The organism is Candidatus Latescibacter sp. IFSED24 (assembly GCF_058273205.1).
Map to the genome: position 1 here is coordinate 1,126,865 of NZ_CM177850.1, position 26,796 is coordinate 1,153,660.

Consider the following 26,796-nt stretch of genomic DNA (forward strand, 5'->3'; position numbering starts at 1 on the left):
ATGGCGCCACGCAGCATCGTCGTCGCCATGGTTCTGCTAGGGCTGGTGGGCTGCGCCCCCCAGGCCGAGTACCAGCCGGCGCGTTCCGCAGCCACTGAGGCGGCGCCCACCGGCGTCACCCCCGTGGCGGTCGAACTGCTCTACCTCTTCGAGAACGTCCGTTCGGCGCCCTATTTCCCCTTCGAGGGTCTGGGGGGCGTGGGCTGGGGCGAGGACGGGACCCTGGTGGTCTGCGACGAGGGCCGCGGCAAGGTCCATGGCCTCGACCCGCGCTCGCGCACCTGGTACGAGTTCGACCAGCCGCCGTCGCGCCCCTTCCGGCCGGTGGCCGCCCGCATCGACGGGTTCAAGGTGCTGGTGCTGGATATCGGCAGCCGTGCGCTCTACCGGTACGACCTGGGCGGAGTCTACCAGGACCGCATCGTCAACTTCGAGACCCTCGATCCTGCGTTCGACACCGTGCCCAGCGCCTTCGACCTCGACCTGGACGGGCGTGTGGTGGTGACCGACGGCGGCGAGGAGCAAGTCCTGGTTCTCGACAGCTTCCTCGCGCTCCAGAGCCGGGTGGGCAACCCGGGACCGCATCGCGAACAATTCGACGAGCCGAGTGGAGTGGCCTTCCTGCCCAACGGCGGGTTCGTGGTGGCCGACCGGGGCAACCGTCGGCTGCAGCGCTTCAACCGGCTGGGCTACTGGGAAGCCACCTGGGGCGGCGAGTTCGACCTCGACAACCCCTTCGTGGCCCCGCAGGGCACCGACGCCGACCGCTGGGGCAACGTCTTCGTGGCCGATCCGGCCTCGGGAGTGGTGCACGTGCTCGACGCCCGGGGGCGGCTGTTGCTGGACATCGGCCCGGGCCTCGACCTCAAGGCCACGCCGCTGGGACCGGTGGACGTGGCCGTGGGCCCCGATCAGCAGCTGGCGGTGAGCGACCGGCTGCGCGGCGCCGTCCTGGTCTTCCGCATCACCTACGAGTGATCCGCAGCCGAGGAGGTGGCTGGTGAGCGGGCGCCGCAGCACCGTCGCAGGTGCGGTCCGGATCGCGCTCTGGCTGCTGTTCGGCGTGCTGACCTGCGCCGAGGCGCGTGCCCAGACCGACGGCACCGTCCTCGAGCGCGAATTCTTCCTCCTGGGCGCCGACAGGCGAGCGCTGGTGCTGGCCCACGGCGGCATCGTCCCGGCCAGCTTCTCGCTGCGGGTGGCGGGACGCTCCTGGGTGCTCGGCACCGATTACCGGCTGCGGGCGCGGGGCGGCGAGGTCGTCCCCTTGCGGCCGTGGTCCACCGAGGGCACCGTGGTGGCGGTGGCCGAGTACCGCTACCACCCCGGGCTCTCGTCAGGGCGCATCGGGCTGAGGACCATGGCGCCACCGCCGGCGCGCGACGAAACGGGTCGGCCAGTGGCGCCGACACCGCTGGAGACCTGGACCCTGGACGACGTGGGCAGCCTCGAGGTCCGCGGCAGCAAGTCGGTCTACGTCTCCTCGGGGTCGCGCCAGGAGATGGCCGTGGACCAGAACCTGCGCCTGAACGTCTCCGGACAGCTGACCCGCGACATCTACGTGCGCGCCACTCTCACCGACGACAACCTGCCCGTGGTGCCCGAGGGCAACACCGAGGAGCTCCAGGACATCGACAAGGTGCTGGTGGAGCTGCAAGCCTCGCAATGGAAAGCCACCCTGGGTGATTTCGAGGCGCGCCGCACGGGCTCGTTCTATGGCGGTTACCGGCGCAAACTCCAGGGGTTCTCGCTGGAGACCTACCCCGGCCGGCTGCGCGCCGAGGCGCTGTTCGGTTCGCCCCGCGGCCTCTACCGCACGGTGGAGCTGCGCGGCGAGGAGTCGAACCAGGGGCCGTACTTCCTCGGCACCAACGAGTCGAGCCAGAACCTCTTCATCGTGGCCGGCACCGAGCGCGTGACCCTCGACGGCGAGGTCCTGACGCGGGGCTCGGATCGTGACTACGTCATCGATTACGTGCGCGGGACGGTCACCTTCACGTACCGTCGCCTGATCACCGCCGATTCGATCATCGTCGTGGAGTACGAGGAGGGCGAGGGGCCCTACAGCCGCGGGGTGGTGGGTGGCGGCGGCGGCGTCGACTTCGAACTGGGCGAGGCGCCTGGCCGGGTCATGGCGCGCCTGACCAGGGAGGCCGACGATTCCGGCCGGCTGCGCAGCGGGGAATTGAGCCCCGAGGACGAGGACATCCTGCGAGCCGCCGGCGATGACGAGTTGGCCGCCGTGGCGCCGGGCGCGGTGGCCACCGAACCGGGCGAGGGCGAGTACGACCAGGTCAGCGACGGCGCGATCAGCTACTACGTCTACAACGAGGACGGCGGCGACTGGGCGGTGTCGTTCTTCTACGCCGGCCCCGGCCTCGGGGATTACGACCTGTCCAACCTCACCGAGACCGGCGCACGCGTCTTCACGTACGCGGGACCCGGGCTGGGAAGCTACCGGGTGGGCCGGCTGCTGCCGCTGCCCGAATCACGCAGCATGTTCACGGTCACCGCCGATGTGGGCGACAGCACCGGCGCCGGGATCCACGCCGAGTGGAACCTCAGCGACCACGACCGCAACACCCTCAGCGACCTCGATGCCGACGACAACGCCGGCCAGGCGGCCAACGTCGCGGTGCGCAGCGGCGCCGTGGGCCTGGCTGGGGGTACCCTGCGGGCCGACGCCAGCTGGGAGGACCGCGACCAGGATTTCGCGCCGTTCCTGATCCAGAAGAGCGTCTACGACTACGAGCGCTGGGGGCTGGGGGGACGGGCCAGCGCGCCGGGCTTTTTCGAAGAGTCCGACCGCGAGCTGGGGGCCGACCTGCGCTGGCTGGCCGGAAGGCCCGGCCAGCTGCTCGAGATCAACGGCGGCCTGGGACGCCTGGACCACGGCGCGTCGCTGAGCGCCGGTCGGGTGGCCACGGGCGGGCGCTGGGAATGGCTCGGCGGGCGCGGCCGGCACTCGTGGCGCGAGGCCACCAGCGAGGACACCGCCGATCCGCTCGATATCGTGCGCCGGGATCAGGCCCACGATCTGCGCTGGCGCGTGGGCGCACTCGAACCGCGCGGTGGCTACACGCGGCAGTCCTGGTACGATGATGCGTCCACCGGACCGGCCGGACGCGGCTACCGCCGCGAGGAACTCTCCGCGGGAATCAGCATCGCGCCGGGCCGGCCGTGGCAGGCCGACCTGGGCTTCACCCGGGGGCTGGCCGATTCGTTGCGCGGCCCGCAGTGGGAGCACGCGCGCGACTCGCGCACCTGGCAGGGATCGCTCACCTCACCCCGGGTGGCGGGTCTGCGGGCGGTGGTCGACGGGACCTGGCGCGAGGTCCTGCTGCCCGGTGGCGGCGAGGAGACCACGCGGCTGGGGCGCCTCGAACTCGCGGGCACCTGGCCGGGACTGGGCAGCGAATGGAGCCTGGGCTACAGCCTCGACAACAGCCGCACCGAGGTGCTCGCCCGGCAACTCGTCTACGTGGGCGAACTGCAGGGCGACTACGACGAGAACGGCAACTACGTGGGCCCCAGCCGCGGCGACTACGACCTGATCCTGGCCGGCACCGACAGCCTGGTGGCCACCACCCGGGTGCAGAGCGACCTCACCTGGCGTCAGGACTTCGGGTTCCTGGGCAAGGACAAGCTGTGGGGCGCCTGGAACGCCCAGACGCGGCTGGGCGTGGAGGCGCGCAGCCGCACCGACGACATCCGGGGTCTGCTGCTGCTCCAGCGCGATGTGATCTTCGACGACGAGGATGCGGTGCTCGGCCGGGTCGACCTCAACCAGGAGGTGACCCTGCTGCGCCACCTCCGCGCCTACGATCTGCGCTACCGTTTCGACTTCCTCGAGGCCAAGGACCGCCAGTATGCCCAGGGTCGCGAGGACCGCTTGCGCCGCGAGCACACCGGCACCCTGACCTGGAACCCCGGGCCGCGGGTGAGCCTGCGGCTGCGCGGAAACTACGGCGACGACCAGCGCTCCACCGACGCCCAGTTCAATCCGACCCAGCTCGGCTACCTGACGATCACCAAGCGTGGCGAGCTGGAGGGCTCGTGGCGGCCGGTGGCGGGCAGTCGGGCCGCCGTGACCCTGGAGTACCTGACCCGCAGCGACGCGGTGTCGGGGGTGTCCCAGCGCGAATCCGCCATCAAGCCCGCGGTACGCTGGCGGCTGGGGCAGGAATGGAGCATCCAGGCCGACGTGCGCGTGGCCGACGTCAAGAGCGATGAACCGGCAGGGTCGACCCGGCCCTTCTTCTTCTCGATTCCAGGGACGAACCTGGAGAACTCGGCCCGGCTCTCCTGGGATCCGAGCCGGTACCTCACCTTCGCGCTCGCCTATTTCGGGCGCAAATACGGTCAGCGGGAGTGGCAACATGATCTGCGGCTCGAGAGCACGGCGCGATTCTAGGCGTGCTGTCGCCGGCCGCCTGCTGGCGGCGCTGGCGGCGGCGCTGTGCCTGGCCGGGACCACGTCCGGCCAGGATGCGCGCACCTGGCCGCCTCGGCTGGAACTGGTGGGCGCCGACGTGAGCGATCCCGCGCTGCGCGACTACCTGGCTGCCGACCGGGCCTGGCTCGCACGCCAGCCGTCCTTCCTGCTCGTCGCGCCGGCGGTCGCGGACAGCGAGGCGGTGTCGGGGTGGTTGCGGCGCGCCGAGCGACAGCAGGGGCGGCAGGCCGTGGCCGATACCAGCGGGCGCGGGACCGAGGGGTTGGGCCCGGTGCGCGGCCACCGCGATCTCCTGTCGCAACTCCGCGATCGCTGGCTCGAGCGCGGGCATCTCGCTGCCGCGGTGAGCCTGCCCGATAGCGGGGCCAGCGTGCTGGTCACACCCGGCCCTGCGTACCGGCTGAGCGCGCTCGCGGTGGAGGGCGAGGATTTCGAGGGGCGGTCGGCGCTGCTCGCGCTCTGGCTGCCCCGCCCTGGGGACCCGTTCCAGCTGCGGGCCTACCTCGACGGCGCCGCCGGGGTGGTGGCCGGGTGCGCCGAGCGCGGCTATCCGTTCCCCGTCTGGCTGACCCGGGAGGTTTCCATCGACCCCGACGCGGCGCAGGTCGCGGTGACCGCCATGCTGGTGCCGGGGCCGTGGGCGGTGATCGGGCCGCAGAGCAGCAACCTGCCCGGCGGCCGCGGCGAGCATTTCCTGATCCGAGCCGCGGGTCTGGGACAGGGCCGCCGGTACCGGGAATCCGATCTCCAGCGCGGTCGCGATCGGCTCCTGGCGCGCGACCTGTACGCCCGAGTGGACGAGCCCGTGGTCCACCTGACAGCCGCCAGCGACACCGTGGGGATCTTCTGGCGCGTGGAGCCCGAGGCCCGCCCCAACCTGGTGACCGTGATGCTGGGGCTGAGCCGCAAGGAGGAAGGGGGGACCCGGTTGAGCGGGCAGGTGGATCTGGACTTCGCCAACCTGGCCGGAACGGGCCGTCGGCTCCGGGCGGGCTGGCGCGACGATGGCCTCGATCGGGCCCAGTTCGGGTTCTCGTACCTGGAACCCCTGATCCTGGGCACGCCGCTGGATACGGACCTCGCGCTGGCCAGCGAGGTGCAGCGCGATCAGTACACCCTCTTCAGCCTCAAGAACAACTGGCGGCTGCCGCTGGTCAGCCTCTGGGGTCTGGAACTGGGCTGGGGCTGGGATCGCACCACCTATCCCGACGGCGACATCGAGCGCACCAAGCGCCTGCGGGGCCGGGTAGCGATCCTGCATCATCGCGGCGATCGCGCGCGCAACGGCTGGTCGGGAACGTTCGCCATCGAGACCGCGAGCCGGAGCACCACCTTGCGCCCGGTCGGCGAAGAGGAGGACGCGCCCACGGTGGGCGGGCAGCTCGGCACCCAGGACAGCCAGCGGCTCCTGGAAGGCGACCTGGCTGGCGAACTCTGGCTGCAGACCGCGCTGAGTCTGGCGGGACGCGCGAGCTTCCGTCAGATCGACGCGGACACGCGCCCCGTATCGCTCTCCGAACAGTACCGGTTCGGTGGCGCCAGGACGCTGCGCGGCTACCGGGAGGACGAGTTCCACGGCGAGACGGTGGCCTGGGGCGGCGTGGAGGTCCGGCTCGGCCGCGCCCGTCGCTCGCGGGTTTACACCTTCGTGGATGTGGGATATTTTGAATTCTCCGTCCGCGAGGGTGAGGCGACCGATGGACCGCTGGCGCGACGCAGCGGGACCAACGTGGGATTCGGGCTGGGGCTGATGACCTCGGCCGCCCCCGGTCGGCTCGATCTGGCGGTGGGCTTCCCGGGCGACGTGAATTTCGAGACAGCCAAGCTGCACGTGTCTCTGCTGGGCAGCTTCTAGCCCGGCGGGCGCCAGCGGCCGGAGGTGGGCATGAACAAGGAGGAGGCGCGGCGTCGTCTGGCCGCGCTGCGCGCCGAGATCCAGCGCCACCGCGAGCTCTACTACCGCGAGGCCGCGCCCGAGATCACCGACAGCGAATACGACGTCCTGGAGCAGGAACTCCAGGCGCTGGAGGCGGCGCATCCCGAACTGGCCGATGCCGCCAGCCCCACGGTCCTGGTGGGCGACGACCACGACGAGCGCTTCGCGGCGGCGCCCCACTCGCGCCCCATGCTCAGCCTCCAGAACAGCTACGATCCCGCCGAGGTGGCCGCCTTCGACCAGCGCGTGCGGCGCGGCCTCGGCTCCGCTCAACCCGTGGCCTACACCGTCGAGCCCAAGATGGACGGCGTGGCGCTCGCGGTCCGCTACCGTGACGGTCGCCTCACGGCGGCGCTCACCCGGGGCGACGGCCAGCACGGCGACCTCATCACGCGCAACGCCGCCACTTTCGCGGAGATCCCCGTCGAGCTGGCGGACGGCTGGGCCGGAGCGCTGCCCGCCGGCTGGACCGCCTTCGAGGCGCGCGGCGAGGCCTACCTCGCGCTGTCGCGCTTCGCCGAGCTGAACCGCGAACGCCTCGCTGGCGGTGTCGAACCCCTGGCCAACCCCCGCAACGCCACCGCCGGCACGCTCAAGACCCTGGACCCCGCCGAGGTCCAGCGGCGCGGCCTGTCGGTGTTCTTCTACCAGCTCTTCCCCCTGTCCGACCTGGACGCCTGGGACGAGTCGCGGGATCTGGCCAGCCACCAGGACGAGCTGACGGCGCTGCGCACGCTCGGCCTGCCGGTCAATCCCATCCTGCACCTGGCCACGGACCTGGCGGAACTGACCGTCGCCCTCGACGCCATCGAGGAGCAGCGCGACCAGCTCGACTATCAGATCGACGGCGCGGTGATCAAGGTCGACCAGACCGCCCAGCAGCGGCGCCTCGGCCTGACCGCCAAGGCGCCGCGCTGGGGGCTGGCGTTCAAGTACACCGCCGAGGAGGCCCTGACCACGCTGCGGGCCATCACGCTGCAGGTCGGCCGCACCGGTGTGATCACTCCGGTGGCCGAACTCATGCCGGTGCAGCTGGCCGGCACCACGGTCAGCCGCGCCACCCTGCACAACTGGGAGGAGCTCGAGCGCAAGGACATCCGGCCGGGCGACCGGGTGGCGTTGGCCAAGGGCGGCGACATCATCCCCAAGGTGCTGCGCGCGCTGCCCGAGGAGCGCGACGGCACCCAGCAGCCGCTGCCGGTCCCCACCGCGTGCCCGGTCTGCCAGGCGCCCGTGGTCCGGCGCGATGGCGAGGTCGCCCTGCGCTGCGGGAATCCCTTCTGTCCGGCGGTGCTGGCGGGGCGGCTCCGTCATTTCGCCAGCCGGCAGGCCTGCGACATCGAGGGGCTGGGCGGGCGCTGGATCGACCTCTTCCTCGCCCAGGACTGGGTTCGCAGTCCGGCCGACCTCTTCCGCCTGGACCGCCAACAGCTGGCCGAACTTCCCGGCTGGGGCGAGAAGTCGGCGGACAACCTGCTGCGCTCGCTGGCGGCCACGCCGACCCGTCCCTGGGCCAACAAGATCTTCGCGCTGGGCATTCCCCAGGTGGGCATCACCACGGCCACCACCCTGGCCCGCGAGTACCCAGGCATGGACGCCCTGGCGGCGGCGCCGGCCGGGGACCTGGCCGACCTGTCGGACATCGGTCCCGTGGTCGCCGAGGCCATCACCGGCTGGTTCGCCGACCCCGCCGCGCGCGCGCTCATCGCGGATCTACGCGCGGTGGGATTCTTCCTCGAGCGGGAGGAGCAGCCGCCGGCGCTGCCGGCGCCTTCGGCGGCCAACCCCATCGCCGGCCGCACCTTCGTGCTGACCGGCACCCTGCCCTCCCTGACCCGGGCCGAGGCCAAGGCCGCCATCGAGCGCTGCGGCGGCAAGGTGGCCGGCAGCGTGAGCAAGCAGACCGCGGCGCTGGTTGCCGGCGAGAAGTCGGGCAGCAAGCTGGCCAAGGCCGAGCAGCTCGGCATCGAGATCCTGGACGAGACGGCGTTGCGCGAGCGGTTGGCGGCGGCGGAGTCGGCCCTTGAGTCCTGACCACGCACGGCTGATCATCGTCGAGGACGGGCACGAGTGGGACGTGGGCCATGCCTCCACGGCGGAGACGCCGGCGCGCAAGCTGGGCGCGGGGAGCGTCCTGGTCACCGAAACCGCTCCCCGGGACGCCCTGATCCACCGTCTGACGGGAGGCGCCTGGGCGATCCGTCCCGAACTGTTCTGGTCGCTCCTGGACCCGCTGTGTCCCCGACCCGCCGGAACCGGCTCCGGCGATCCGCTGCGCCGGACCTGGCAGCGCCTCGCAACCTGGCGGGACCTGCCTCCCGCCGAGCGCCAGGCATGCCGGAGCCTGTTCGACCGCGCCGTGAGCGGCGCCGGAGCCGTCCTCGACGTTCTGGACCGACTGGCCGCTGCCGGCAGTCCGTTCGGCACCGCGCCGGTGGCGCCGTCACCGGCACCGCCGGCCACCGCACCCAAGATCCCCACCGATCCCGCCGACCTGGCCGCCTTCCTGCTCGCCGCCGACGGACTGGGCTCGCGATACGGCAAGTCGTTCACCCCGCGCCAGGAACAGGCCGACCTGGCCACCGGCGTGGCGCGCGCGCTGGCTGCCGACCGCGCTCTGCTCGCCGAGGCGGGTACCGGCACGGGCAAGACCCTGGCGTACCTGGCGCCGCTGGTGGCCCGGCTGAACGCCGGCCACGAACGGGCCGTGATCTCCACCTACAGCCGCGCGCTGCAGACCCAGATCCTCGCGGGCGATCTGCCGCTGCTGACCGCCGACCGCCAGGGCTGGCAGGCCCGGCTGCTCATGGGCCGGCGCAACTACCTCTGCCTGCGCCAGCGCAAGGCCTACCTCACGCGCCCGGCGGAGGACGCGGTCGAGCTGCTGCGGACGGCGGTCTTCCGGCTCTGGCTCCTGGCCACCACCGAGGGCATGCGCGACGAACTGGTCGACCATCCGCTGCTGGCGGCGGACCTGTCCGCGCTCTTCGACGGCAGCCAGCCCTGCACGCCCGATTGCTACGAGCACGACGACTGCTTCGTCACCAGGGCGCGCCGCCTGGCGCGCGACGCTCGGCTGGTGGTGGTCAACCACGCGCTGCTGCTCAGCGATCTGCACGCCGGCGGCACGCTCATCGGTCCCTACCAGGATCTGGTGGTGGACGAGGCGCACCGCCTGCCGGCGACCATGCTCGACGCGGCCACCGTGCGGCTGGACCACCATCGCCTGGCCGACCTGGAGGACCTCCTGGGCAAGACGCGGCCGGCCGGCCAGCTGCCCGAGACCCTGGCGCTGCTGGCGGTCAAGCTCCGCGAACTACCCGGCGCCACCGCGGCCGCGGGCGTGGCCGAGGCTCTTGGCCGGTCGGCCAACCGCTGCCTGCGCGCCTACGCGCACTGGTGGCGGGAGGTGGGTCGGCGGCTGGTGGCGGCTGACGACGCGGTGCCGGGGCAGCGCCAGCGCATCGCCGACAAGGATCTGGCCTTCCGGCCGCTGGCCGAGGCCACAGAGGAACTGCTGGCCGCCACCGCGGCCGCCGCCACCGCCAGCGGCGCGCTCAACCAGGGCACCGAGACCCTGGAGGATCTGGCCAGCGGGACCATGGATCTGCTTTTGAAGGCAGCCACGGCGGGCCAGCTGCTCCGCCAGCTCGAGCGCGACGTGCGGTTCGTCACCGCCGACCCCAGCGACCGCTGGGTCACGTGGCTCGAGCCCGCGCGGCGCGGTGGGGTGCAGGCGCTGGGCGCCACCCCCCTGGAGTCCGGTCCGCTGCTGCGCGATCTCTGGCTCGAGGGGCAACGCGCTCCCGTCGCCACCAGCGCCACCCTCGCCGTGGACGGCGATTTCGGCTTCATGCTCGGCGAGCTCGGCCTCACTGGTCGGCGACCGGCCACGGCCACCCTGAGCGTCCCCTCGCCGTTCGACTGGCCCGAGCAGGCGCTCTGCCTGGCCGCCGAGGACCTGCCCGATCCTGACCAGGCGGAGTTCGCCGGCACCATCGCCGCGGTGCTGGCCGATCTGCGCCGGACGATACCGCGCCAGACCCTCGCCCTCTTCACCTCCTACCGCCTCCTGCAGGCGGTGGCCGACCAGCTGATGGCTGTGGAGGTCCAGGACGACCTCTTCGCCGGTTCGCGCGGCGAGATCCTGGTGCAGTCGCCGCGCACCAGCCCGGCCGAACTCCGCCATCGCTTCCGCAACTCGCGCGCCGCGCTGCTCCTGGGGACGAGCACCTTCTGGGAGGGGGTGGATTTCCCCGGCGACAGCCTGGAGATCCTGGTGGTGACCAAGCTGCCCTTCCTGGTGCCCAGCGATCCCTGGGTGGCCGCGCGCTGCGAGCGCCTCAAGGCCGCGGGAGAGAATCCCTTCACCGAGTTCATGGTGCGCGACGCGGTGCTGCGCCTGCGCCAGGGCATCGGGCGACTCATCCGCCGCCGCAGCGATCGCGGCGTGGTGTTGTTGCTGGACAACCGTTTGATCACCCGGCGTTACGGCGCTACGTTTCTGTCCTGCCTGCCCGTGCCCGTGCGCTGGCTGCCGGAGACCGGGCAGCTCGCCGCGGCCACCGCAGAATTCCTGGATCGTCCCTGAACGAGGTCGCCCATGGACAGCAACGCCTTCGTCATCGGCCGGGATCAGCTCGACACCGCCACTTTCGTGGCGGTGTGCCACCGTGGCCGACCGGTGGAGCTGGGAGAGGAGGCCCGCGAACGGGTCGCCGCCTGCCTCGCCTTCCGGCGCGGGCTGGAAGCGGGCGACGCACGGGTCTACGGCGTCAACACGGGCTTCGGCAAGCTCGCCGACACGGTGATCCCGGCGGCCCAGCTCGCCGATCTGCAGCGCAACCTGATCCGTAGCCACGCGGTGGGCTGGGGACCCGCGCTCTCGGCTCCCGAGACCCGCGGCCTGATCCTGCTGCGCGCCATGAGCCTGGCCGGCGGGCACTCGGGCGTTCGCCCCACGGTCATCGACCAGCTGCTCTGGCTGCTCGCGAGCGACGTGGTGCCCTGGATCCCGTCGCGGGGTTCGGTGGGCGCCAGCGGCGACCTCGCGCCGCTGTCCCACCTGGCGCTGGTGCTCATGGGCGAGGGGCACGTCCTGGCCGACGATGGTCGGCCCGAGCCGGCCGGGCCCCGGCTGGCCGCGCACCGGCGCGAGCCGCTGCAGCTCGAGGCCAAGGAGGGGCTGGCGCTCATCAACGGCACCCAGCTCATGACCAGTCTGGGCCTGCACGGCGTGGCGCGGGCACGGTCGCTGGTATCGCACGCGCTGGTGGCGGCCGCGTTGTCCGTCGAGGCGCTCGAGGGCAGCACGCGGCCCTTCGGCGCGGCGTACCACGCCCTGCGACCGCACGCGGAGATCGGTCAGGCCGCCGCGGTGCTCACGAGCCTGCTGCGCGGCAGCGAGGTCCAGGAGCACCATCGCGACTGCGGTCGCGTGCAGGATCCCTACTCGGTGCGCTGCTGCCCCCAGGTGGTCGGCGCCAGCCTGGGCCAGATCCGGCGGGCCGAGGCCGTGCTGCTCTGCGAATCGGCGGCGGTCACCGATAATCCCGTGCTCTTCCCCGAGACCGGTGAGGTGGTCACCGGCGGGCATTTCCACGGCCAGCCGCTGGCGTTGCAGCTCGACGCGCTCTACGCCGCCTGCGCCGAGATCGCCGACATCGCCGAGCGACGGGTCAACCTCCTGCTCTCGGGCAACGGCGGGCGCCTGCCCCGCTTCCTGGCCGCGGATCCGGGCCTCGAATCGGGGCTGATGATCGCCCAGTACCTGGCGGCGGCGCTGGTCTCGGAGACCCGGAGCAAGGCCTTCCCCGCCGCCGTGGATTCCATCCCCACCAGCGATGGCCAGGAGGACCACGTCAGCATGGGCAGCGTGGGCGCCCTGAAGCTCGGCCCGTGCCTCGACCGCTGCGAGGCGGTGGTGGCGCTGGAGATCCTGACCGCCGCCCGCGCCCTCGAGTTCATCACCCAGGAACCGGCGGCCCGGCGTCTGGGACGTCCGGTCCTCCGGCCCGCGGCGCCGCTGGCTGGAGTGCTGGAACGGCTGCGCAGTCAGGTCGACACTTCGCCGGGCGACCGACCGCTCACCGGGGACCTGGCCGCGGTCTGCGACCTGCTGCGCCGCGGTGACCTGTTGGCCGGTCTCGACGATCATCTGGCGACCCTTGCCTAGAGGAGGCACCCTTGAACCGCACGGGATACTATCTGGAGCGGCTGCCCGACCCCAACGAGATCGACCTGCTGGTGGTGAACATCGGCCAGCTCTGCACCGTCCACGATCCCGCGGTCGACAAGGACGGTCCGCGGCGCGGCGAGGACCTCGCCAGGATCGGCGCCTTCGACGCCGCGGCACTGGCCGTGGCCGCGGGAAAGGTGGTGGCAGCCGGACCCGAGGCCGAGTTGCGGCGCGAGCTGTTCGGCGCGGCGGCGGCGCCCGCCACGATCTCCGTGGTCGATGCTGGAGGCCGGGCGGTGGTGCCGGGTTGGGTGGATCCCCACACCCACGCGGTGTTCGGACGCACGCGCCAGGATGAATACGAGCGGCGGCTGCGCGGGGAGAGCTATCTCGAGATCGCGGCGGCCGGAGGAGGCATCCGGGCCTCGGTGCGCGACCTGCGCGAGCGGAGCGAGGACGACCTCGCGGCGCTGGCCGAGAGCCGGTTGCGCCGGCTCCTGTCCTGGGGCACGACCACGGTGGAGATCAAGAGCGGCTACGGCCTCTCGCCGGCCGACGAGATCAAGATGCTGCGCGTGGCGCGCCGCGCCGCGGAGGCGGTGGGCCTGCGGGCGGTCCTGACCTGCCTGGCGGCCCACGAGGTGCCGGACGAGTACCGCGACCGCCGCGCCGACTACGTGCGTCTGGTCTGCGAGGAGGTGCTGCCGCAGGTGGCGTCCGAGGGGCTCGCGCAGCGTTGCGACGTGTTCTGCGAACCCTCGGTCTTCGACCTGGCCGAGACCGAGACCATCCTGACCAGGGCCACCGCCCTCGGCCTGCGCTGCACGGTGCATGCCGACGAACTGGAACCCATGGGCGGGTCGGTGTTGGCGGCTCGGCTGGGCGCCGATTCGGCCGACCATCTGATCAGGATCGACGACGCTGGCATCGCCGCCCTGGCGGCTTCGCGGACCGTGGCGACCCTGCTGCCGGGCACGGTCTTCTCCCTGGGGATCCGTGACTACGCTCCGGCCCGCCGCATGATCGAGGCGGGTTGCGCGGTGGCCGTGGCCTCGGATTTCAACCCCGGCAGCTGCCCCATCGGGTCGATCCCGTTGATCCAGTCCATCGCCTGCAGCCAGATGCGACTGCTGCCGGCCGAGGCGCTGGTCGCCGCCACGCTCAATGCCGCCTGGGCTCTGGGACTGGCCGGCGAGGTCGGCTCGCTCGGGCCGGGCAAGGCGGCGGATTTCGTGCTGCTGAACGGGGACGATTACCGGCTGGTGCCCTACCACGGCGGTGTGGGAATGGTGGGCGCGGTCTACCGGAGCGGTCGACCGGCCGCTTGAGTGCCATGGACGGGGTCTGAAGGCGGGTTCCGGCGAACGGTGCCCGCCTTCGCTTTTTTCCGCTCAACTGCCGGGCAATACGAACGATGATACTGAACGAGACGCTGCCGGAATGAGATCCCGGTGGCCGGCAACGACGAGATCACGGTTCAGGACACCCAGGGGGCGGCTCCTTGTCCTCCAAATTGCGCAAGCTCAAGCAGCAAGCATATGAAGCCGGGAAGAAGCGCGACTGGTCCGGAGCGGCCGAGGCCTACGCGCAGATCCTCGACATGGACAAGACCAATCCGTCGCTCCTGAACGAGTACGGGGATCTCTGTCTGAAGGCCGGCGACATCAGCAAGGCCGTGCGCCAGTTCCTCAGCGCCGCGTCGCGCTACAAGCAGACGGGCCTTTTGAACAACGCCCAGGCCGTCTACAAGAAGGTCCTGCGGCACGACGACAACAACATCAACGCCCACTGGTTCCTGGCCGAGATCCGCAGCTCGCAGGGGTTGATCGCCGAGGGCGAACAGCACGCCCTGAAGTTCCTGTCGGCCGCCGAGGAGGTCTCCGGCGAGATCAAGGAGATCTTCCTCAAGCGGTGCCTGGAACTGTTCACGCTCTACGCCAGCAGCGACCCGATCCTCGAGCGGGTCGAGGGGATCTTCCGGATCTGGGACATGCCGCTGGAGGCGGCACGCACCGCCATCCTGCGGGCGTGTCTCGCGCATCAGGCGGGGCAGGCCGACCAGGCCGCCGCCACCGTGGCCAAGGCCACTGGCGACTTCCCCGAACTGGCCAACTATGCCGAGTATTCTCGCTGGCAAGAGGTCACGGGCCGGAAGTCCGCACCCACCGGGTTCAACGATTTCAACACCCTCGATCTGGCAACCGGGCCGTCCGCGGATGCCGTCCCGGACGAACCCGCAGCGGCGCCCATGGCCATGGACGATCCCGAGCCCGAGACTGCCGGTCCTCCGGCGGCTGCCGACGAGGCCAGCGCCACCGCCTCGGCCTTCGAGGAATTCCTGTCGGCCGGAGGGGAACTGGAGGTCCCGGCGGAGGGTTCTCTATTCGCCGGCCAGGAGGAGGATCCGGCGGTGGCGGTGGCGGAACCCGGATTGACCGACGAGGACGGTTGCATCAGCATCGAGCTCGAGGCGGATGACGACACCAGCTTCGCCTCGCTGATCGACGCCGCGGCAGAGAGCGTGGGCACGACACCGGAGCCGGCGGCGCCGTCGCGCGGCGGCTCGGTGAATCTCCTCGACGAGATCCTCGCCGAGGAGGGCGAGGACATCCTGCGCAGCAGCGAGACCGAGCAGGTCTCCACCATCGCCAGCGAGATCGGACGCAACGTGGGAGACTCCGGGGATGCCGACCCTGAAGCTCAGTACCAGCAGGGGCTGGTCTATCTCGAGCTCGGACTCTACGACCAGGCGGCCTTGGCCTTCGCCGCCGCCGCGGCGGACCCGACCCACGCCCAGCAGGCCCGGGAGATGTGGGGCCACGCCCTGCACCGGGACGGCCGATCCGAGGAAGCACTCGAGGTCCTGCAGGAGGGCCTGTCCGGCGAGGCCGAGGGGAGCGCCACCGCGCTCGGTCTGCGCTACCACGCCGGCCGCATCCTCGAGGAACTGGACCGGACCGAGGAGGCCCAGGCACATTACCGGCGCATCCACGCCGTGGATGCCGGCTTCGCCGACGTCGCCCACCGATTGCACACCGCCATCGGCTGATCACCACTCCTTGCCCGGGGGGAGCAGATCGCTTACCCTGCGGGCCATGAATCCCGTGACCGCCCAACAGGACTATCTGCGGGTCCGGCAAGCTGTCTTGCTGGGCCTTTTTGCCGGCACCGGAGTGGGCCTCGGCTACCTGCTGGCCGGGGTTCCCGGTTGCGAACTGATGAGCCTCAATGCAGCGCTCGCTGGGCTGGCGCTCGGGCCCCTGCTCGGCGCCGCCGCGGGCGCACTGGCCATGGCGGTCTACTCGCTGACCAGTCCCATGGGTGCCCCGATCCCCTTGATCCTCGCCGCCCAGCTGCTGGGCATGGCGCTGGCGGGCCTGGTCGGGGGCTGGCTGGCGGTCCCGCTGCGCCGCTGGCCCTGGCGGCCGCGCGCCGGTCTGGCCGCCCTGGCCGGTGCGGGTTGTGCGCTGATCCTGGACCTGGCCACCAACATGGCCATGGCTGTGAGCATTTCGTTGCCGCTGTGGAGCACGCTGCTCGCCGGGGCCGGCCTGGCCGTGCTGCATGCGGGAACCACGGCGATCGGTTTCGGCCTGCTGCTGCCGGCCCTGGCCGCGCGGCTGACCCGGCTGCGGCGGCCCGCGGTGCGCGCGGTCTGCCTGTTGCCGCTGGTGTTGCTCTGGACGGGCATCGGCGAGGCCCAGGATAGCGGTCCGGCGCCGGCGGACTCGTCGGGACTGGCGATCGCGTCCGCCGCGGCGGTGGACTCGCTGGCGACGGTGGGCCCAGACTCCCTGGCCGCTGCTGCCGATTCCCTGTCCGCGCCCACCGATACCCTGGCCGCCACCCGCTCGGTCGACAGCAACGAGTTGCCGCCGAGCGTGGTGAACGATCCGCACCGGTACGTGCGCGAATGGAAACGTCCGCTCTGGAATCCCTTCTTCGCCACCTACCGGGACAACCTGCTCCGCCGCACCGCCTGGCTGCCCGTGGTCGACGGCGGACAGGGGTCGGCGGTGGTGTTCTTCGGCGAGCCCGGCACGAGCGTGACGCCCAGCGTGGTGCGCGACGGGATCCCGCTGGATGTGAACAACCGCTACCTCGACGATCCGGAGGCCATGGCGGTGGTGGGGCAGGTCCTCGCCAGCAACACCTACGGCCTGGGGGAAGGCGGGGGCCTGGGGGGCGAGATCAGGGCCTTGCCATACGATCCGGTTCCCGATCGAGACCTCGCCGACACACGCTGGTTCAAGGGCAAGCACGAGACCTATCTGCGCGACCTGCACGTGCTGACCGCGCATGCGCCATGGCGCATCGGGTTCGACTTCGAGGAACAGCTCGACAACGAGGGCTACGATTTCCGTACGCCCGGCGAGACCCGCTATCCCGAGCTGGATGACGAGCTGTCCGACGAGTTCTGGGGGCAGGCCAAGTTCCGTTCGGGCCGCGGTATCCTGCGCCGGGATCTGGGCGAGGCGGGCGATCTGGCGCTCAGCCTCGAGAACGTGCGCAAGCTCAAGAAGGCGCTGCCGGCCTACGACATCGACCACCAGGATCTCTGGTCCACCCGCGCCGCGCTGGACTGGCACACCACCGCGGGCGGGCAACCTGCCCGCCTGGCCTTCCACTGGACCCAGAACGACGTGGACTGGGATCGCAACAGCTCTGATTACCGCAAGCAGGAGGCGGCACGGACCGGTCTGCTCGCCGCCTGGGGCGACGCCGCGGGCCACGGTCGACTCGATGCGGCCTGGGGGCGCTGGACGCTGGTCGACAGCGGCGCCCCCTCGTCATGGGCTGCCGACCACGCCGACACCTCCCGGGTCCGAGGGGAGCAAGCGAGCCTGCGCGCATCGCGCAACTGGCGGGGGAGCTGGTGGCGCAGCGATCTCACGGTGGGCGGCTGGTGGGACGAGCACGGGGACTGGCTGCTCGGCGGCGCCGTGGGCCTGGCCGAGAATCGGGGGCAGCCGCGCTGGACACTGCGGCTCGAGCACGGCGGTCGGGCGCCGCGCAGCGACGAGCTGGCGACGGCCTGGCGCTTCGCCGTCCCCGGCGGGCGACACACCGTGGCCCTGCCCAACGCCACTCTGGATCGCGAGGACGAGTGGCGGCTGGCCGCCACGACGCGTTCACGGCTGGCGGGCTTCGATCTTGCGCTGGAGGCGGCGCTGCGGCGGCTGCGCCAGGGCATCGGCTGGCGCGTGGAATCCGGAGCGACCAGCACGGGTCGCTGGGACAACGGGGTCGCCATGGATTCGGCCACCATCCGCGCCGCCATCGCACGCGAGGGGAGGTTCCTGGGATGGCTGCGCGTGCGCGCCGCTGGCACCTATCGCAGCTGGTCGCGCGACGACGACCTGCGGATCTCGCTGCCGCCCCGTCTCGACTGGGCGCTCTCCGTGCTCTGGGAGAATCATTTCTTCAAGGAGGACGGGATCCTGCAGCTGGCCTGGTACCTGAACAACCGGGGCGCCATGAACGATCCCTGGTTCCTGGCCAGCGACGAGGAATTGCCGGCCATCACCCGCATGGATCTGATCACCGGCTTCCGGCTGGTGGGCACCAACCTCTCGCTCGAATTCCTCAACCTGACCGGCGAGGAGCTCCAGCTCTCCGCGGGTGCCGTCTCCCACGGCCTGGAGATGCGCTGGCGACTCCACTGGGTCTTCCACTACTAGCGGGCGATGCGGCGTGACGCGCCGCGAGATCGCCGGGATCCTGCTCATCCTGGGTCTGGTCCTGGCCGGCCGACTGATCCGACAGGCCATCCTGTGCGATCCGGCAGGCCGGTGGCGCGAGCCCGGCTGGCTCGAGGCCAACCTGCCGCCTTTGGCCGTGGACACGCCCGAGCCGGTCCGCACCGCTCCCCGCCTGCCCAGCATTCCCCTCGATCCCAACACCTGTCCCGCCGATTCGCTCCAGCTCCTGCCCGGCATCGGTCCCGCCATTGCGAGCCGCATCGTGGCGGCCCGCGCCGCGGGATTGCATTTCGCCTGTGCACGCGACATGCAGGCTATCCGCGGGATCGGTCCACGGACCGTCGCCCGACTGGAGCCCTATCTCGCTTTCAGTGAAAGAGATAGCGCGCCAGCCGTGGGCGGGCATCCTGCAAGATGATTACCGGGAGACGATCCTGGTCCGGGCATAAAACCTCAAGCTTGCCTGCCGGGGACCGATAAGGACTCTGAATCATGAGACCCGCGGGAGGGATCCCGCCCAGCTTGAACACCCGCCGAATGTGCGCTGGTCCTCCGGGGCTGGTGGCCTGAGAGGCTGTTACATGAATGCTGGTAGCTCCGTCGTCGTCCGGGACAAGATTGCCGCTCGACTGCTCGATGCCCAGGTCATCACCGGTGACCAGATCGAGCAGGCCAAGGAGTTGCAGAAGTCGGAGGGCGGATCGCTGGGCATGGCCCTGATGCGGATCGGGGCGGTGGACGAGAAGACGTACACCGAGTTCCTGGGCAAGGTCTACAACCTGCCCGTGGTGGATCTCGACCAGGCCGGCATCGCCACCGATTGCATCGATCTGATCCCCGCCGACGTGGCCACTAAGTTCCAGGTCCTGCCGCTCGAACGCCGGGGCCGCGTGCTGTCGGTGGCCATGGCCAACCCGTCCAACATCTTCGCCATCGACGACATCAAGTTCATCACCAGCCTCGACGTCCAGCCGGTGGTCGCCAGCGAGGTGGCGATCAAGCGCGCCATCGACAAGTACTACGCCCCCACCGATTCGCTGGCCTCGATCATGGAGGGCATCGAGGACGACATCGAGGTGGTGGAGGAGCAGGAGGACGACGATGTCGGCGGCGGTGAGGAGCAGAACGCGCCGGTGGTCAAGCTGGTCAACACCTTGCTCGCCGAGGCGGTCAAGATCGGCGCCAGCGACATCCACATCGAGCCCTACGAGAAGCACATGCGGGTGCGCTACCGCATCGACGGCGTGCTCCAGGAAGTGATGGAGCCGCCGGTCAAGCTGAGGGCCGCCATCACCAGCCGCCTGAAGATCATGTCCGAGCTGGACATCGCCGAGCGCCGTATCCCGCAGGACGGCCGCATCAAGCTCAAGGTCGGCGACAAGAAGGTCGACCTCCGCGTCTCGACCCTGCCGTGCATCTTCGGCGAGAAGGTCGTGATGCGTATCCTCGACAAGGGGAACCTGACCCTCGACCTGGGCAGCTACGGCTTCGAGGACAAGGCGCTGACCGACGTCTACGAGGCCGTGGCCAAGCCCTACGGCATGGTGCTCGTGACCGGGCCCACCGGCTCGGGCAAGACGACCACGCTCTACTCGTGCCTCTCGCGGGTCAACAACCCCGACGTGAACATCATGACCGCCGAGGATCCGGTGGAGTACAACCTCGACGGCATCAACCAGGTCCAGGTCCGCGACGACGTGGGCCTGACCTTCGCCGCCGCCCTGAAGGCGTTCCTGCGCCAGGACCCCAACATCGTCATGGTCGGTGAGATCCGTGATCTGGAGACCGGTGGCATCGCGGTCAAGGCCGCGCTCACCGGTCACCTCGTGCTCTCGACCCTGCATACCAACGATGCGCCGGCCACGGTCAACCGCATGGTCGACATGGGCATCGAGCCGTTCCTGGTGGCCTCGTCCACCAACCTGATCATGGCGCAGCGCCTCGTGCGCCGGATCTGCAAGAACTGCAAGGCGCCCGCCGAGGTCCCCGCCGAGGCGCTCGTCGACATCGGCTTGCCGCCCGACACCCAACCCATGCACGGCAAGGGCTGCGACAAGTGCGGCGGCACCGGCTACGCCGGACGGCAGGGCCTCTACGAGGTCATGCCCATCTCGCCGCGCCTGCGCGAGCTGATCCTCGACCGTGCCAGCACCGCCGAACTGCGCAAGCAGGCCATGGAGGAGGGCATGCTCACCCTCCGCCAGGACGGCCTCAAGAAGATCATCAAGGGCATCACCACCATCGAAGAGGTCCTGCGCGAGACCACCGTGCAGGACTAGGAGGAACGATCTTGACCGGAATGCGTGAACTCTTGGAAGAGATGGTGTCCCGGGGTGCGAGCGATCTTCATCTGACGGCAGGACTGCCGCCCCAGTACCGCGTCGACGGCATCGTGACCAGCGGCGCCTTCGACGTCATGACCGGCGAGGAGACGCGCCGCCTGGCCTACAGCATCCTCAACGAGGAACAGAAGAAGCGGTTCGAGAACGAGAAGGAACTCGACTTCTCGTTCGGCGTCCAGGGGATCAGCCGCTTCCGCGCCAACGTCTTCATGCAGCGCGGCGTCACCAGCATGGCCATCCGCCAGATCCCCTACACCATCCACACCTTCGAGGAGCTGGGGCTGCCCCAGGTGTGCCGCGACCTGATCAACCGGAGCCAGGGCCTGATCCTGGTCACCGGTCCCACCGGCAGCGGCAAGAGCACCACCCTGGCCACCATGGTCGACACCATCAACCAGACCCGGGGCGGTCACATCATCACCATCGAGGATCCCATCGAGTACGTGCATCAGCACAAGAAGTGCATCGTGAACCAGCGCGAGGTCAACAACGACACCAAGAGCTTCGGCCAGGCGCTCAAGTATGTCCTGCGCCAGGACCCCGACGTGATCCTCATCGGCGAGATGCGCGACCGCGAGACCATCGGCGCGGCCCTGACCATCGCCGAGACGGGCCACCTCGCCCTGGCCACGCTGCACACCAACAGCACGTTCGAGTCGATCAACCGCATCATCGACGTCTTCCCGCCCGAGCAGCAGAACCAGGTGCGTTCGCAGCTCAGCTTCTCGCTGTCGGGTGTGATCACCCAGCAGCTCATCCCGCGCGCCAAGGGCGGGGGCCGGGTGCTGGCGCTGGAGATCATGGTCTGCACCCCGGCGATCAAGGCCATGATCCGCGACAACAAGACCCACCAGATCTACGGACACATGCAGGCCGGGCAGAAGCACGGCATGCAGACCATGAACCAGTCGCTCTACCAGGCAGTGGAGAACCGCTGGATCTCGCTGGACACGGCCGTCGGCCGCAGTCCCGATGCGCAGGAGCTCATGCAGATGCTGGGCGAGCCGGTCGGCGCCAAGTAGCGCGCGACCAAGGAGGAACCGTGGCTGCCACGACCATATACATCTGGAAGGGCAAGACCGCCAAGGGCGAGATCATCAACGGCGAGTACAAGGCCGAGGACCGCCGCGAAGTCGGCGAGTACTTGCGCAAGCGCCGTATCCTGATCCAGTCGGTGCGCAAGAAGCCCAAGGACATCCAGTTCAACATCGGCGGCAAGAAGGGCGTGAGCATCAAGGACCTCTGCGTCTTCACGCGCCAGTTCGCCACCATGATCAACGCGGGTCTGCCGCTGGTGCAGTGTCTCGAGGTGCTGGGTCGCCAGCAGCCGAAGCCGCACTTCAAGATGGCGATCCAGCAGGTCATGATGGACGTCGAGGGCGGGCAGACCCTGAGCGAGGGCCTGACCAAGCACCCGCACATCTTCAGCGACCTCTTCGTCAACATGATCGCCGCCGGCGAATCCGGCGGCATCCTCGACGTCATCCTGCAACGGCTCGCCGTCTTCCTCGAGAAGAACGACGCGCTGCAACGCAAGGTGAAGGGTGCGCTGACCTATCCGGCCATCGTGCTCTTCGTGGCGCTCGGTGCGTGCATCTTCATGCTCATGGGCGTGATCCCGGTGTTCGCCAAGATGTTCTCCGACTTCGGCGGCGAACTACCCGCGCCCACCCGCGTGGTCATGGGCCTGTCGGATCTGCTGCGGAACAACTGGTACTTCCTGCTCGGTGGCGTGTTCGCGCTGACCTTCGGGTACAAGCGCCTGCGCAAGACCAAGAAGGGCGAGCTGCTCACCGACCGGCTCTTCCTCAAGGTCCCCATCATCGGCACCGTGGTGCGCAAGGGCGCGGTCTCGCGCTTCACCCGCACCCTCGGCACGCTCATCAGCTCGGGTGTCCCCATCCTGCAGGGCCTGGAGATCACCGCCCGGACCGCGGGCAACCGCGTGCTCCAGAACGCCATCGAGGCCACCGCGCGTTCGATCAGCCAGGGCGACACCATCGCCGAGCCGCTCAAGGCCAGCGGCGTGTTCCCGCCCATGGTGGTGCAGATGATCGGCATCGGCGAATCCACCGGCGCCCTGGACGAGATGCTCTCCAAGGTGGCCGACTTCTACGACGACGAGGTGGACGCGGCGGTCGAGGCGCTGACCGCGGCCATCGAGCCCCTGATGATCGTGGTCATGGGCACCATGGTCGGCGGCATGCTGGTGGCCATGTACCTGCCCATGTTCAAGATGGCCAACGTGGTCGGAGGCTAGCCAGTGAACACGGCCGTGGAACGACGTCCCGGAGACAGCGGCCTGGTGCTGCGCACGCTGACGGCGATCCTGCTGACGGGCGGCTCGCTGCTGGCGGTGGTGCGCGATCCGGTGGGCATGTCGGCGACGGCGTATACCTGCGGCCTGGCCCTGCTCTGGTGCGCCCTGGCGCTCGAGGCTTTGCCCGAACTGCGGTGGCTCGGCCGCCGGTGGCGCGACACCCTCAGCCTGGTGAGCGATCTGTCCGCGGTGGCCCTGGTGGTGGCCGCGGTGCCCCAGGCGCCCGGCCTGTCGGTGTTCTTCCTGGGACCGGTGGCCACCGCGGCGCTGCGGCTGGGCCGCGAGGGCGCCACCGCCGCGGCGGCGCTGGCGGCGCTGGCCCTGCTCCTACCCGCTCTCCTGCGCAACGGAACGCCCGGACCCATGCCCGCGACCACCGGCCTGGGCGCGGTGCTCCTGCTCGCAGCCGGGCTCGCGGCCGGCGAACTGGTGAGGCTGGCGTCGCGACGGCGGCGCGCCGAATATCGCGCGGCGCTGCGCGCGCGTCGGACGGGCCACGAGGTCCAGATGATCCTCGACAATCTGGGCTCGGGCCTGTTGACCGTCGACGCCGCCGGCGCGGTCACGCGCATCAATCCCATGGCGCGCACCATTCTCGGCCTGGCCCAGCAAGTCGGAACGCAGCGCGACATCGAACAGCTGCTCGGCGACGACGGCGACGAGCTCAGCGAGTTGATCCTCACGGCGCTGCGCGACGGCCGCCCGCGCAAGCGGTCGACGGTCATGGTCCAGCGCCACGGCGTCCCCGTTCCGCTCGGCGTGAACGTGGACTTCCTGACCGGCGAAGGCGGCGCCACCGACGGCGTGGTGGCGGTCTTCTCCGACCTCACCGAGGTCCGCCGCCTGCAGGAGCACCTGCGGCGCAGCGACCGCCTGGCCGGCGTGGGGGAGCTGGCGGCGAGCATCGCGCACGAGCTCCGCAACCCGCTGGCCAGCATCCGTGGCAGCGTCGAGCTCCTGTCGGGAGAACTCGAGCTGGAGGGCCACCAGGCCCAGCTCATGCAGCTGATCCTGCGCGAGAGCGGTCGGCTCAACACCATCATCACCGATTTCCTGGCCTTCGCCCGCATGCGGCCGGCCCACCGGCAGGTCCTGCACCTCGGCGGCTTCCTCGACGAGGTGGTGCTGCAACTGCGTCAGCACGTCGGCGCTCACGGCGACCAGGTGACGGTTGGCTGCCGGCAGGTCGACGCAGGCATCGTGCTCTTCGCCGATCCCGAGCAGCTCGTGCAGGCCATCCTGAACCTGGGCATCAACGCCTGCGAGGCGATGCACTACAAGGGCCGGCTGCAGCTGAGCGCCACCGTGCGCGATGGCGAGTGCGAGCTGCAGATGGCCGACAGCGGACCGGGCCTCGATCCCGCACGGGTCGAGGAGATCTTCACGCCGTTCGTCACCACCAAGCAGCATGGCACCGGACTGGGGCTGCCCATGGTCGCCCGCATCGTCCACGGCCACGGCGGCACGGTGGAGGCGCACAACAACCCGGCGGGAGGGGCGGCCTTCGTGCTGCGCCTGCCGCTGGCCGACCCCGAAACGGACGTTGCGGACCTCCAGCCGGCCCTGGCCGGTGCCGAGGCCGTGGCGTCGCACTGATGGTTCAAGCGCCGCCCATGGCGGTCGATGGGATAGACGATTCGCCCCGCTACCCAGCTGCTTAAGGAGAGAACCCATGTCCCTTGGCCGGATCCTGGTCGTCGACGACGAAGAATCCATGTGCCAGTACCTCTCCATCCTCCTGGGCAAGGAGGGCTACGAGGTCCAGACCGCGAACTCGGGGGCCGAGGCGCTGCAACGCCTCGAGCAGGCTCCCTGCGACGTGGTCATGACCGATATCCAGATGCCCGGAATGGACGGTATCCAGCTGCTCAAGGGCGTCCGGGCGGTGGATCCGGAGACCCCGGTGATCATCATGACCGCCTACGCCAGCGAACAGACCGCCATCGACGCGGTCAACCTCGGCGCGTTCTCGTACCTGCAGAAGCACAGCAAGAACGACGAGATCAAGATCGTGGTGCGGAACGCCCTGCAGCTCAGGCGAGCGGAGTCGGAGAACAAGCAGCTCAAGAGCGAGCTGAAGAAGAAGAAGAGCAAGCAGACCATGATCGGGCAGAGCCCGCGCATGCGCTCGGTCTTCAAGATGATCGACAAGATCGCCGCCACGCCGGCCACCGTGCTGATCAACGGCGAGTCGGGCACCGGCAAGGAGCTGGTGGCCCGCGCGATCCACGACCGCAGCGACCGCGCTCAGGGGCCCTTCGTGGCGATCAACTGCGGCGCCATCCCCGAGACCCTCCTCGAGAGCCAGCTCTTCGGCCACACCAAGGGCTCGTTCACCGGCGCCGACCGCGAGCACGACGGCTTCTGCCAGCAGGCCAACGGCGGCACCATCTTCCTCGACGAGATCGGCGAGATGCCCCAGAGCACCCAGGTCAAGCTGCTGCGCATGCTGCAGGAGCGCGAGGTGATTCCCGTGGGCAGCGCCCAGCCGGTGAAGGTGGACCTGCGCGTGATCGCCGCCACCAACCGCGATCTCGAACTCGAGGTCCAGGAAGGCCGCTTCCGCACCGACCTCTACTTCCGCCTCAACGTGATCCCGCTGGCGCTGCCGGCGTTGCGCGACCGGACCGAGGACGTCCCGCTGCTGGTCGACCACTTCCTGCGCCGCTTCTGCGCCAGCGACTACCAGGGCGGGCTGCACAGCCTGGTGGACGAGGACGCCATGCGCTGCCTGCAGGGCTACGAGTGGCCCGGCAACGTGCGCGAGCTGGAGAACGTCATCGAGCGCGCCAGCATCATGCGCGACGGCACCCGCATCACCCTGGGCGATCTACCGCCGACGCTGCACGGCCACGTGGGGACACCGACCATGCCGTCCACCCTGGTCGGAGGCATGGTCTCGCTGGAGGAACTGGAGAAGGCGCACATCCTGCAGGTGCTCGAGGCCGTGGGCTGGCACAAGAAGCGCGCGGCCGAGATCCTCGAGATCAATCCCTCGACGCTCTATCGCAAGCTCCTGCGCTACGGCGTGGGACAGGACGAGCTGGACGCGCGCGAGGAGGAGGAATTCGACGAGGCCGACCGGATGTACGCCGCCGTGACGGCGGTCCAGGACGCGGCCGAGGAGACCGACGCAGTCGAGGAGCTGGTCAGTCCGGAACCGGTGAACGTGGAATAGCGCGGCACCAAACGCCCCTCGAGGGTGCATGCTGCACGGAAATTCCGGCCCGTGCCAGCGCAGATCGGAAGCACGAGATTTTTAAGTGACGTTTCGACAACGTCTTGAAGGTAAGGAAACTGTTGACGGCAATCTGGCACGTCCATTGCAAAGAATCCTTTGCCATCGGCAGGTACACGGGCCAACCGGGCCCACACCCGTGGTCGTAGCGACCGGAACAAGGAGGAACCCAGTGAACAACAAGGGCTTCACGCTGATCGAGCTCATGATCGTGGTCGTCATCATCGGCATCCTGGCCGCGATCGCCGTTCCCAACTTCATCGCCATGCAGGACCGTGCCAAGGAAGCCAAGGTCAAGAGCGTGGCCCACACTGTTCAGCTGGCCGCCGAGGACTATGCCGTGCGCAACGACGGCATCTACTCCGACACCAACGCGAACCTCACCCCGCTGTTCCCCGACGTGGACGGCGACGGTAACCCCGACCTGCTGGACAACGCCTTCACCGGCGCGGCCACCGAGCCCCAGTTCGCCGTCGCGGCTGCGACCCAGGGCCAGGTCGGTATCGTGTGTATCGTGCAGGCTGGCGTGAACGTCGGCTACACCATCAACGGCTGGGGTAAGAACGGCGAGGTCGTCGTCCTGACCAGCGGTAGCTAGTCCCGAACGCGAGTGCGGGAAGCGGG

The 26,796-nt window shown here is 70.0% G+C and carries 16 protein-coding genes; all 16 read left to right on the forward strand.

The window, feature by feature from the left end; translation table 11 throughout:
- The 16 genes from IFSED24_RS04475 to IFSED24_RS04550 all read left to right on the forward strand — a co-directional run bounded on the left by IFSED24_RS04475 (position 1) and on the right by IFSED24_RS04550 (position 26,770).
- On the forward strand, positions 1 to 978 hold the full coding sequence (locus IFSED24_RS04475) for an NHL repeat-containing protein (protein WP_491334021.1): 978 nt from the start codon (positions 1 to 3) through the stop codon (positions 976 to 978).
- A gap of 22 nt (positions 979 to 1,000) precedes the next feature.
- Positions 1,001 to 4,414 carry a DUF8818 domain-containing protein gene (locus IFSED24_RS04480; protein ID WP_491334022.1) on the forward strand — a complete coding sequence of 1,138 codons (3,414 nt, stop codon included), beginning with the start codon at positions 1,001 to 1,003 and terminating at the stop codon, positions 4,412 to 4,414.
- The gene (locus IFSED24_RS04485) at positions 4,380 to 6,311 is read left to right on the forward strand and encodes a BamA/TamA family outer membrane protein (protein WP_491334023.1); all 1,932 of its coding nucleotides are present in this window, start codon (positions 4,380 to 4,382) and stop codon (positions 6,309 to 6,311) included. The genes IFSED24_RS04480 and IFSED24_RS04485 overlap by 35 nt, the downstream gene beginning before the upstream one ends.
- Positions 6,312 to 6,341: 30 nt before the next feature.
- Positions 6,342 to 8,426 carry an NAD-dependent DNA ligase LigA gene (gene ligA / locus IFSED24_RS04490; RefSeq protein WP_491334024.1) on the forward strand — a complete coding sequence of 695 codons (2,085 nt, stop codon included), beginning with the start codon at positions 6,342 to 6,344 and terminating at the stop codon, positions 8,424 to 8,426.
- Positions 8,416 to 10,983 carry an ATP-dependent DNA helicase gene (locus IFSED24_RS04495; protein ID WP_491334025.1) on the forward strand — a complete coding sequence of 856 codons (2,568 nt, stop codon included), beginning with the start codon at positions 8,416 to 8,418 and terminating at the stop codon, positions 10,981 to 10,983. The genes ligA and IFSED24_RS04495 overlap by 11 nt, the downstream gene beginning before the upstream one ends.
- Positions 10,984 to 10,995: 12 nt before the next feature.
- A complete protein-coding gene (gene hutH, locus IFSED24_RS04500; protein ID WP_491334026.1) occupies positions 10,996 to 12,567 on the forward strand; it encodes a histidine ammonia-lyase in 1,572 nt (523 codons plus the stop codon).
- A gap of 11 nt (positions 12,568 to 12,578) precedes the next feature.
- Positions 12,579 to 13,898, forward strand: a complete 1,320-nt coding sequence (hutI, locus tag IFSED24_RS04505; protein ID WP_491334027.1) for an imidazolonepropionase — start codon at positions 12,579 to 12,581, stop codon at positions 13,896 to 13,898.
- 173 nt (positions 13,899 to 14,071) lie between these two features.
- On the forward strand, positions 14,072 to 15,619 hold the full coding sequence (locus IFSED24_RS04510) for a tetratricopeptide repeat protein (protein WP_491334028.1): 1,548 nt from the start codon (positions 14,072 to 14,074) through the stop codon (positions 15,617 to 15,619).
- Positions 15,620 to 15,674: 55 nt separating this feature from the next.
- Positions 15,675 to 18,251 carry a hypothetical protein gene (locus IFSED24_RS04515; RefSeq protein ID WP_491334029.1) on the forward strand — a complete coding sequence of 859 codons (2,577 nt, stop codon included), beginning with the start codon at positions 15,675 to 15,677 and terminating at the stop codon, positions 18,249 to 18,251.
- 13 nt (positions 18,252 to 18,264) lie between these two features.
- Positions 18,265 to 18,690 (forward strand): ComEA family DNA-binding protein, encoded by a 426-nt coding sequence (locus tag IFSED24_RS04520; protein WP_491334030.1) that lies wholly within the window; start codon positions 18,265 to 18,267, stop codon positions 18,688 to 18,690.
- 163 nt (positions 18,691 to 18,853) lie between these two features.
- Positions 18,854 to 20,551, forward strand: a complete 1,698-nt coding sequence (pilB, locus tag IFSED24_RS04525) for a type IV-A pilus assembly ATPase PilB (RefSeq protein WP_491334031.1) — start codon at positions 18,854 to 18,856, stop codon at positions 20,549 to 20,551.
- An 11-nt stretch (positions 20,552 to 20,562) separates the two neighbouring features.
- Positions 20,563 to 21,636: a type IV pilus twitching motility protein PilT gene (locus IFSED24_RS04530; protein ID WP_491334032.1), complete on the forward strand. Its 1,074-nt coding sequence runs from the start codon at positions 20,563 to 20,565 to the stop codon at positions 21,634 to 21,636.
- 20 nt (positions 21,637 to 21,656) lie between these two features.
- The gene (locus IFSED24_RS04535; protein WP_491334033.1) at positions 21,657 to 22,874 is read left to right on the forward strand and encodes a type II secretion system F family protein; all 1,218 of its coding nucleotides are present in this window, start codon (positions 21,657 to 21,659) and stop codon (positions 22,872 to 22,874) included.
- A 3-nt stretch (positions 22,875 to 22,877) separates the two neighbouring features.
- A complete protein-coding gene (locus tag IFSED24_RS04540; RefSeq protein ID WP_491334034.1) occupies positions 22,878 to 24,530 on the forward strand; it encodes a two-component system sensor histidine kinase NtrB in 1,653 nt (550 codons plus the stop codon).
- A gap of 76 nt (positions 24,531 to 24,606) precedes the next feature.
- Positions 24,607 to 26,112 carry a sigma-54-dependent transcriptional regulator gene (locus IFSED24_RS04545; RefSeq protein WP_491334035.1) on the forward strand — a complete coding sequence of 502 codons (1,506 nt, stop codon included), beginning with the start codon at positions 24,607 to 24,609 and terminating at the stop codon, positions 26,110 to 26,112.
- A 265-nt stretch (positions 26,113 to 26,377) separates the two neighbouring features.
- Positions 26,378 to 26,770, forward strand: a complete 393-nt coding sequence (locus tag IFSED24_RS04550) for a type IV pilin protein (protein WP_491335028.1) — start codon at positions 26,378 to 26,380, stop codon at positions 26,768 to 26,770.
- Positions 26,771 to 26,796: the final 26 nt, after the last annotated feature.

Excerpts from the sequence above, each read along its gene's own strand:
- IFSED24_RS04475 (WP_491334021.1), top strand. The coding sequence starts at position 1 with ATGGCGCCACGCAGCATCGTCGTCGCCATGGTTCTGCTAGGGCTGGTG.
- IFSED24_RS04485 (WP_491334023.1), top strand. The coding sequence starts at position 4,380 with ATGATCTGCGGCTCGAGAGCACGGCGCGATTCTAGGCGTGCTGTCGCC.
- ligA (WP_491334024.1), top strand. The coding sequence starts at position 6,342 with ATGAACAAGGAGGAGGCGCGGCGTCGTCTGGCCGCGCTGCGCGCCGAG.
- hutH (WP_491334026.1), top strand. The coding sequence starts at position 10,996 with ATGGACAGCAACGCCTTCGTCATCGGCCGGGATCAGCTCGACACCGCC.
- pilB (WP_491334031.1), top strand. The coding sequence starts at position 18,854 with ATGAATGCTGGTAGCTCCGTCGTCGTCCGGGACAAGATTGCCGCTCGA.
- IFSED24_RS04545 (WP_491334035.1), top strand. The coding sequence starts at position 24,607 with ATGTCCCTTGGCCGGATCCTGGTCGTCGACGACGAAGAATCCATGTGC.
- IFSED24_RS04550 (WP_491335028.1), top strand. The coding sequence starts at position 26,378 with ATGATCGTGGTCGTCATCATCGGCATCCTGGCCGCGATCGCCGTTCCC.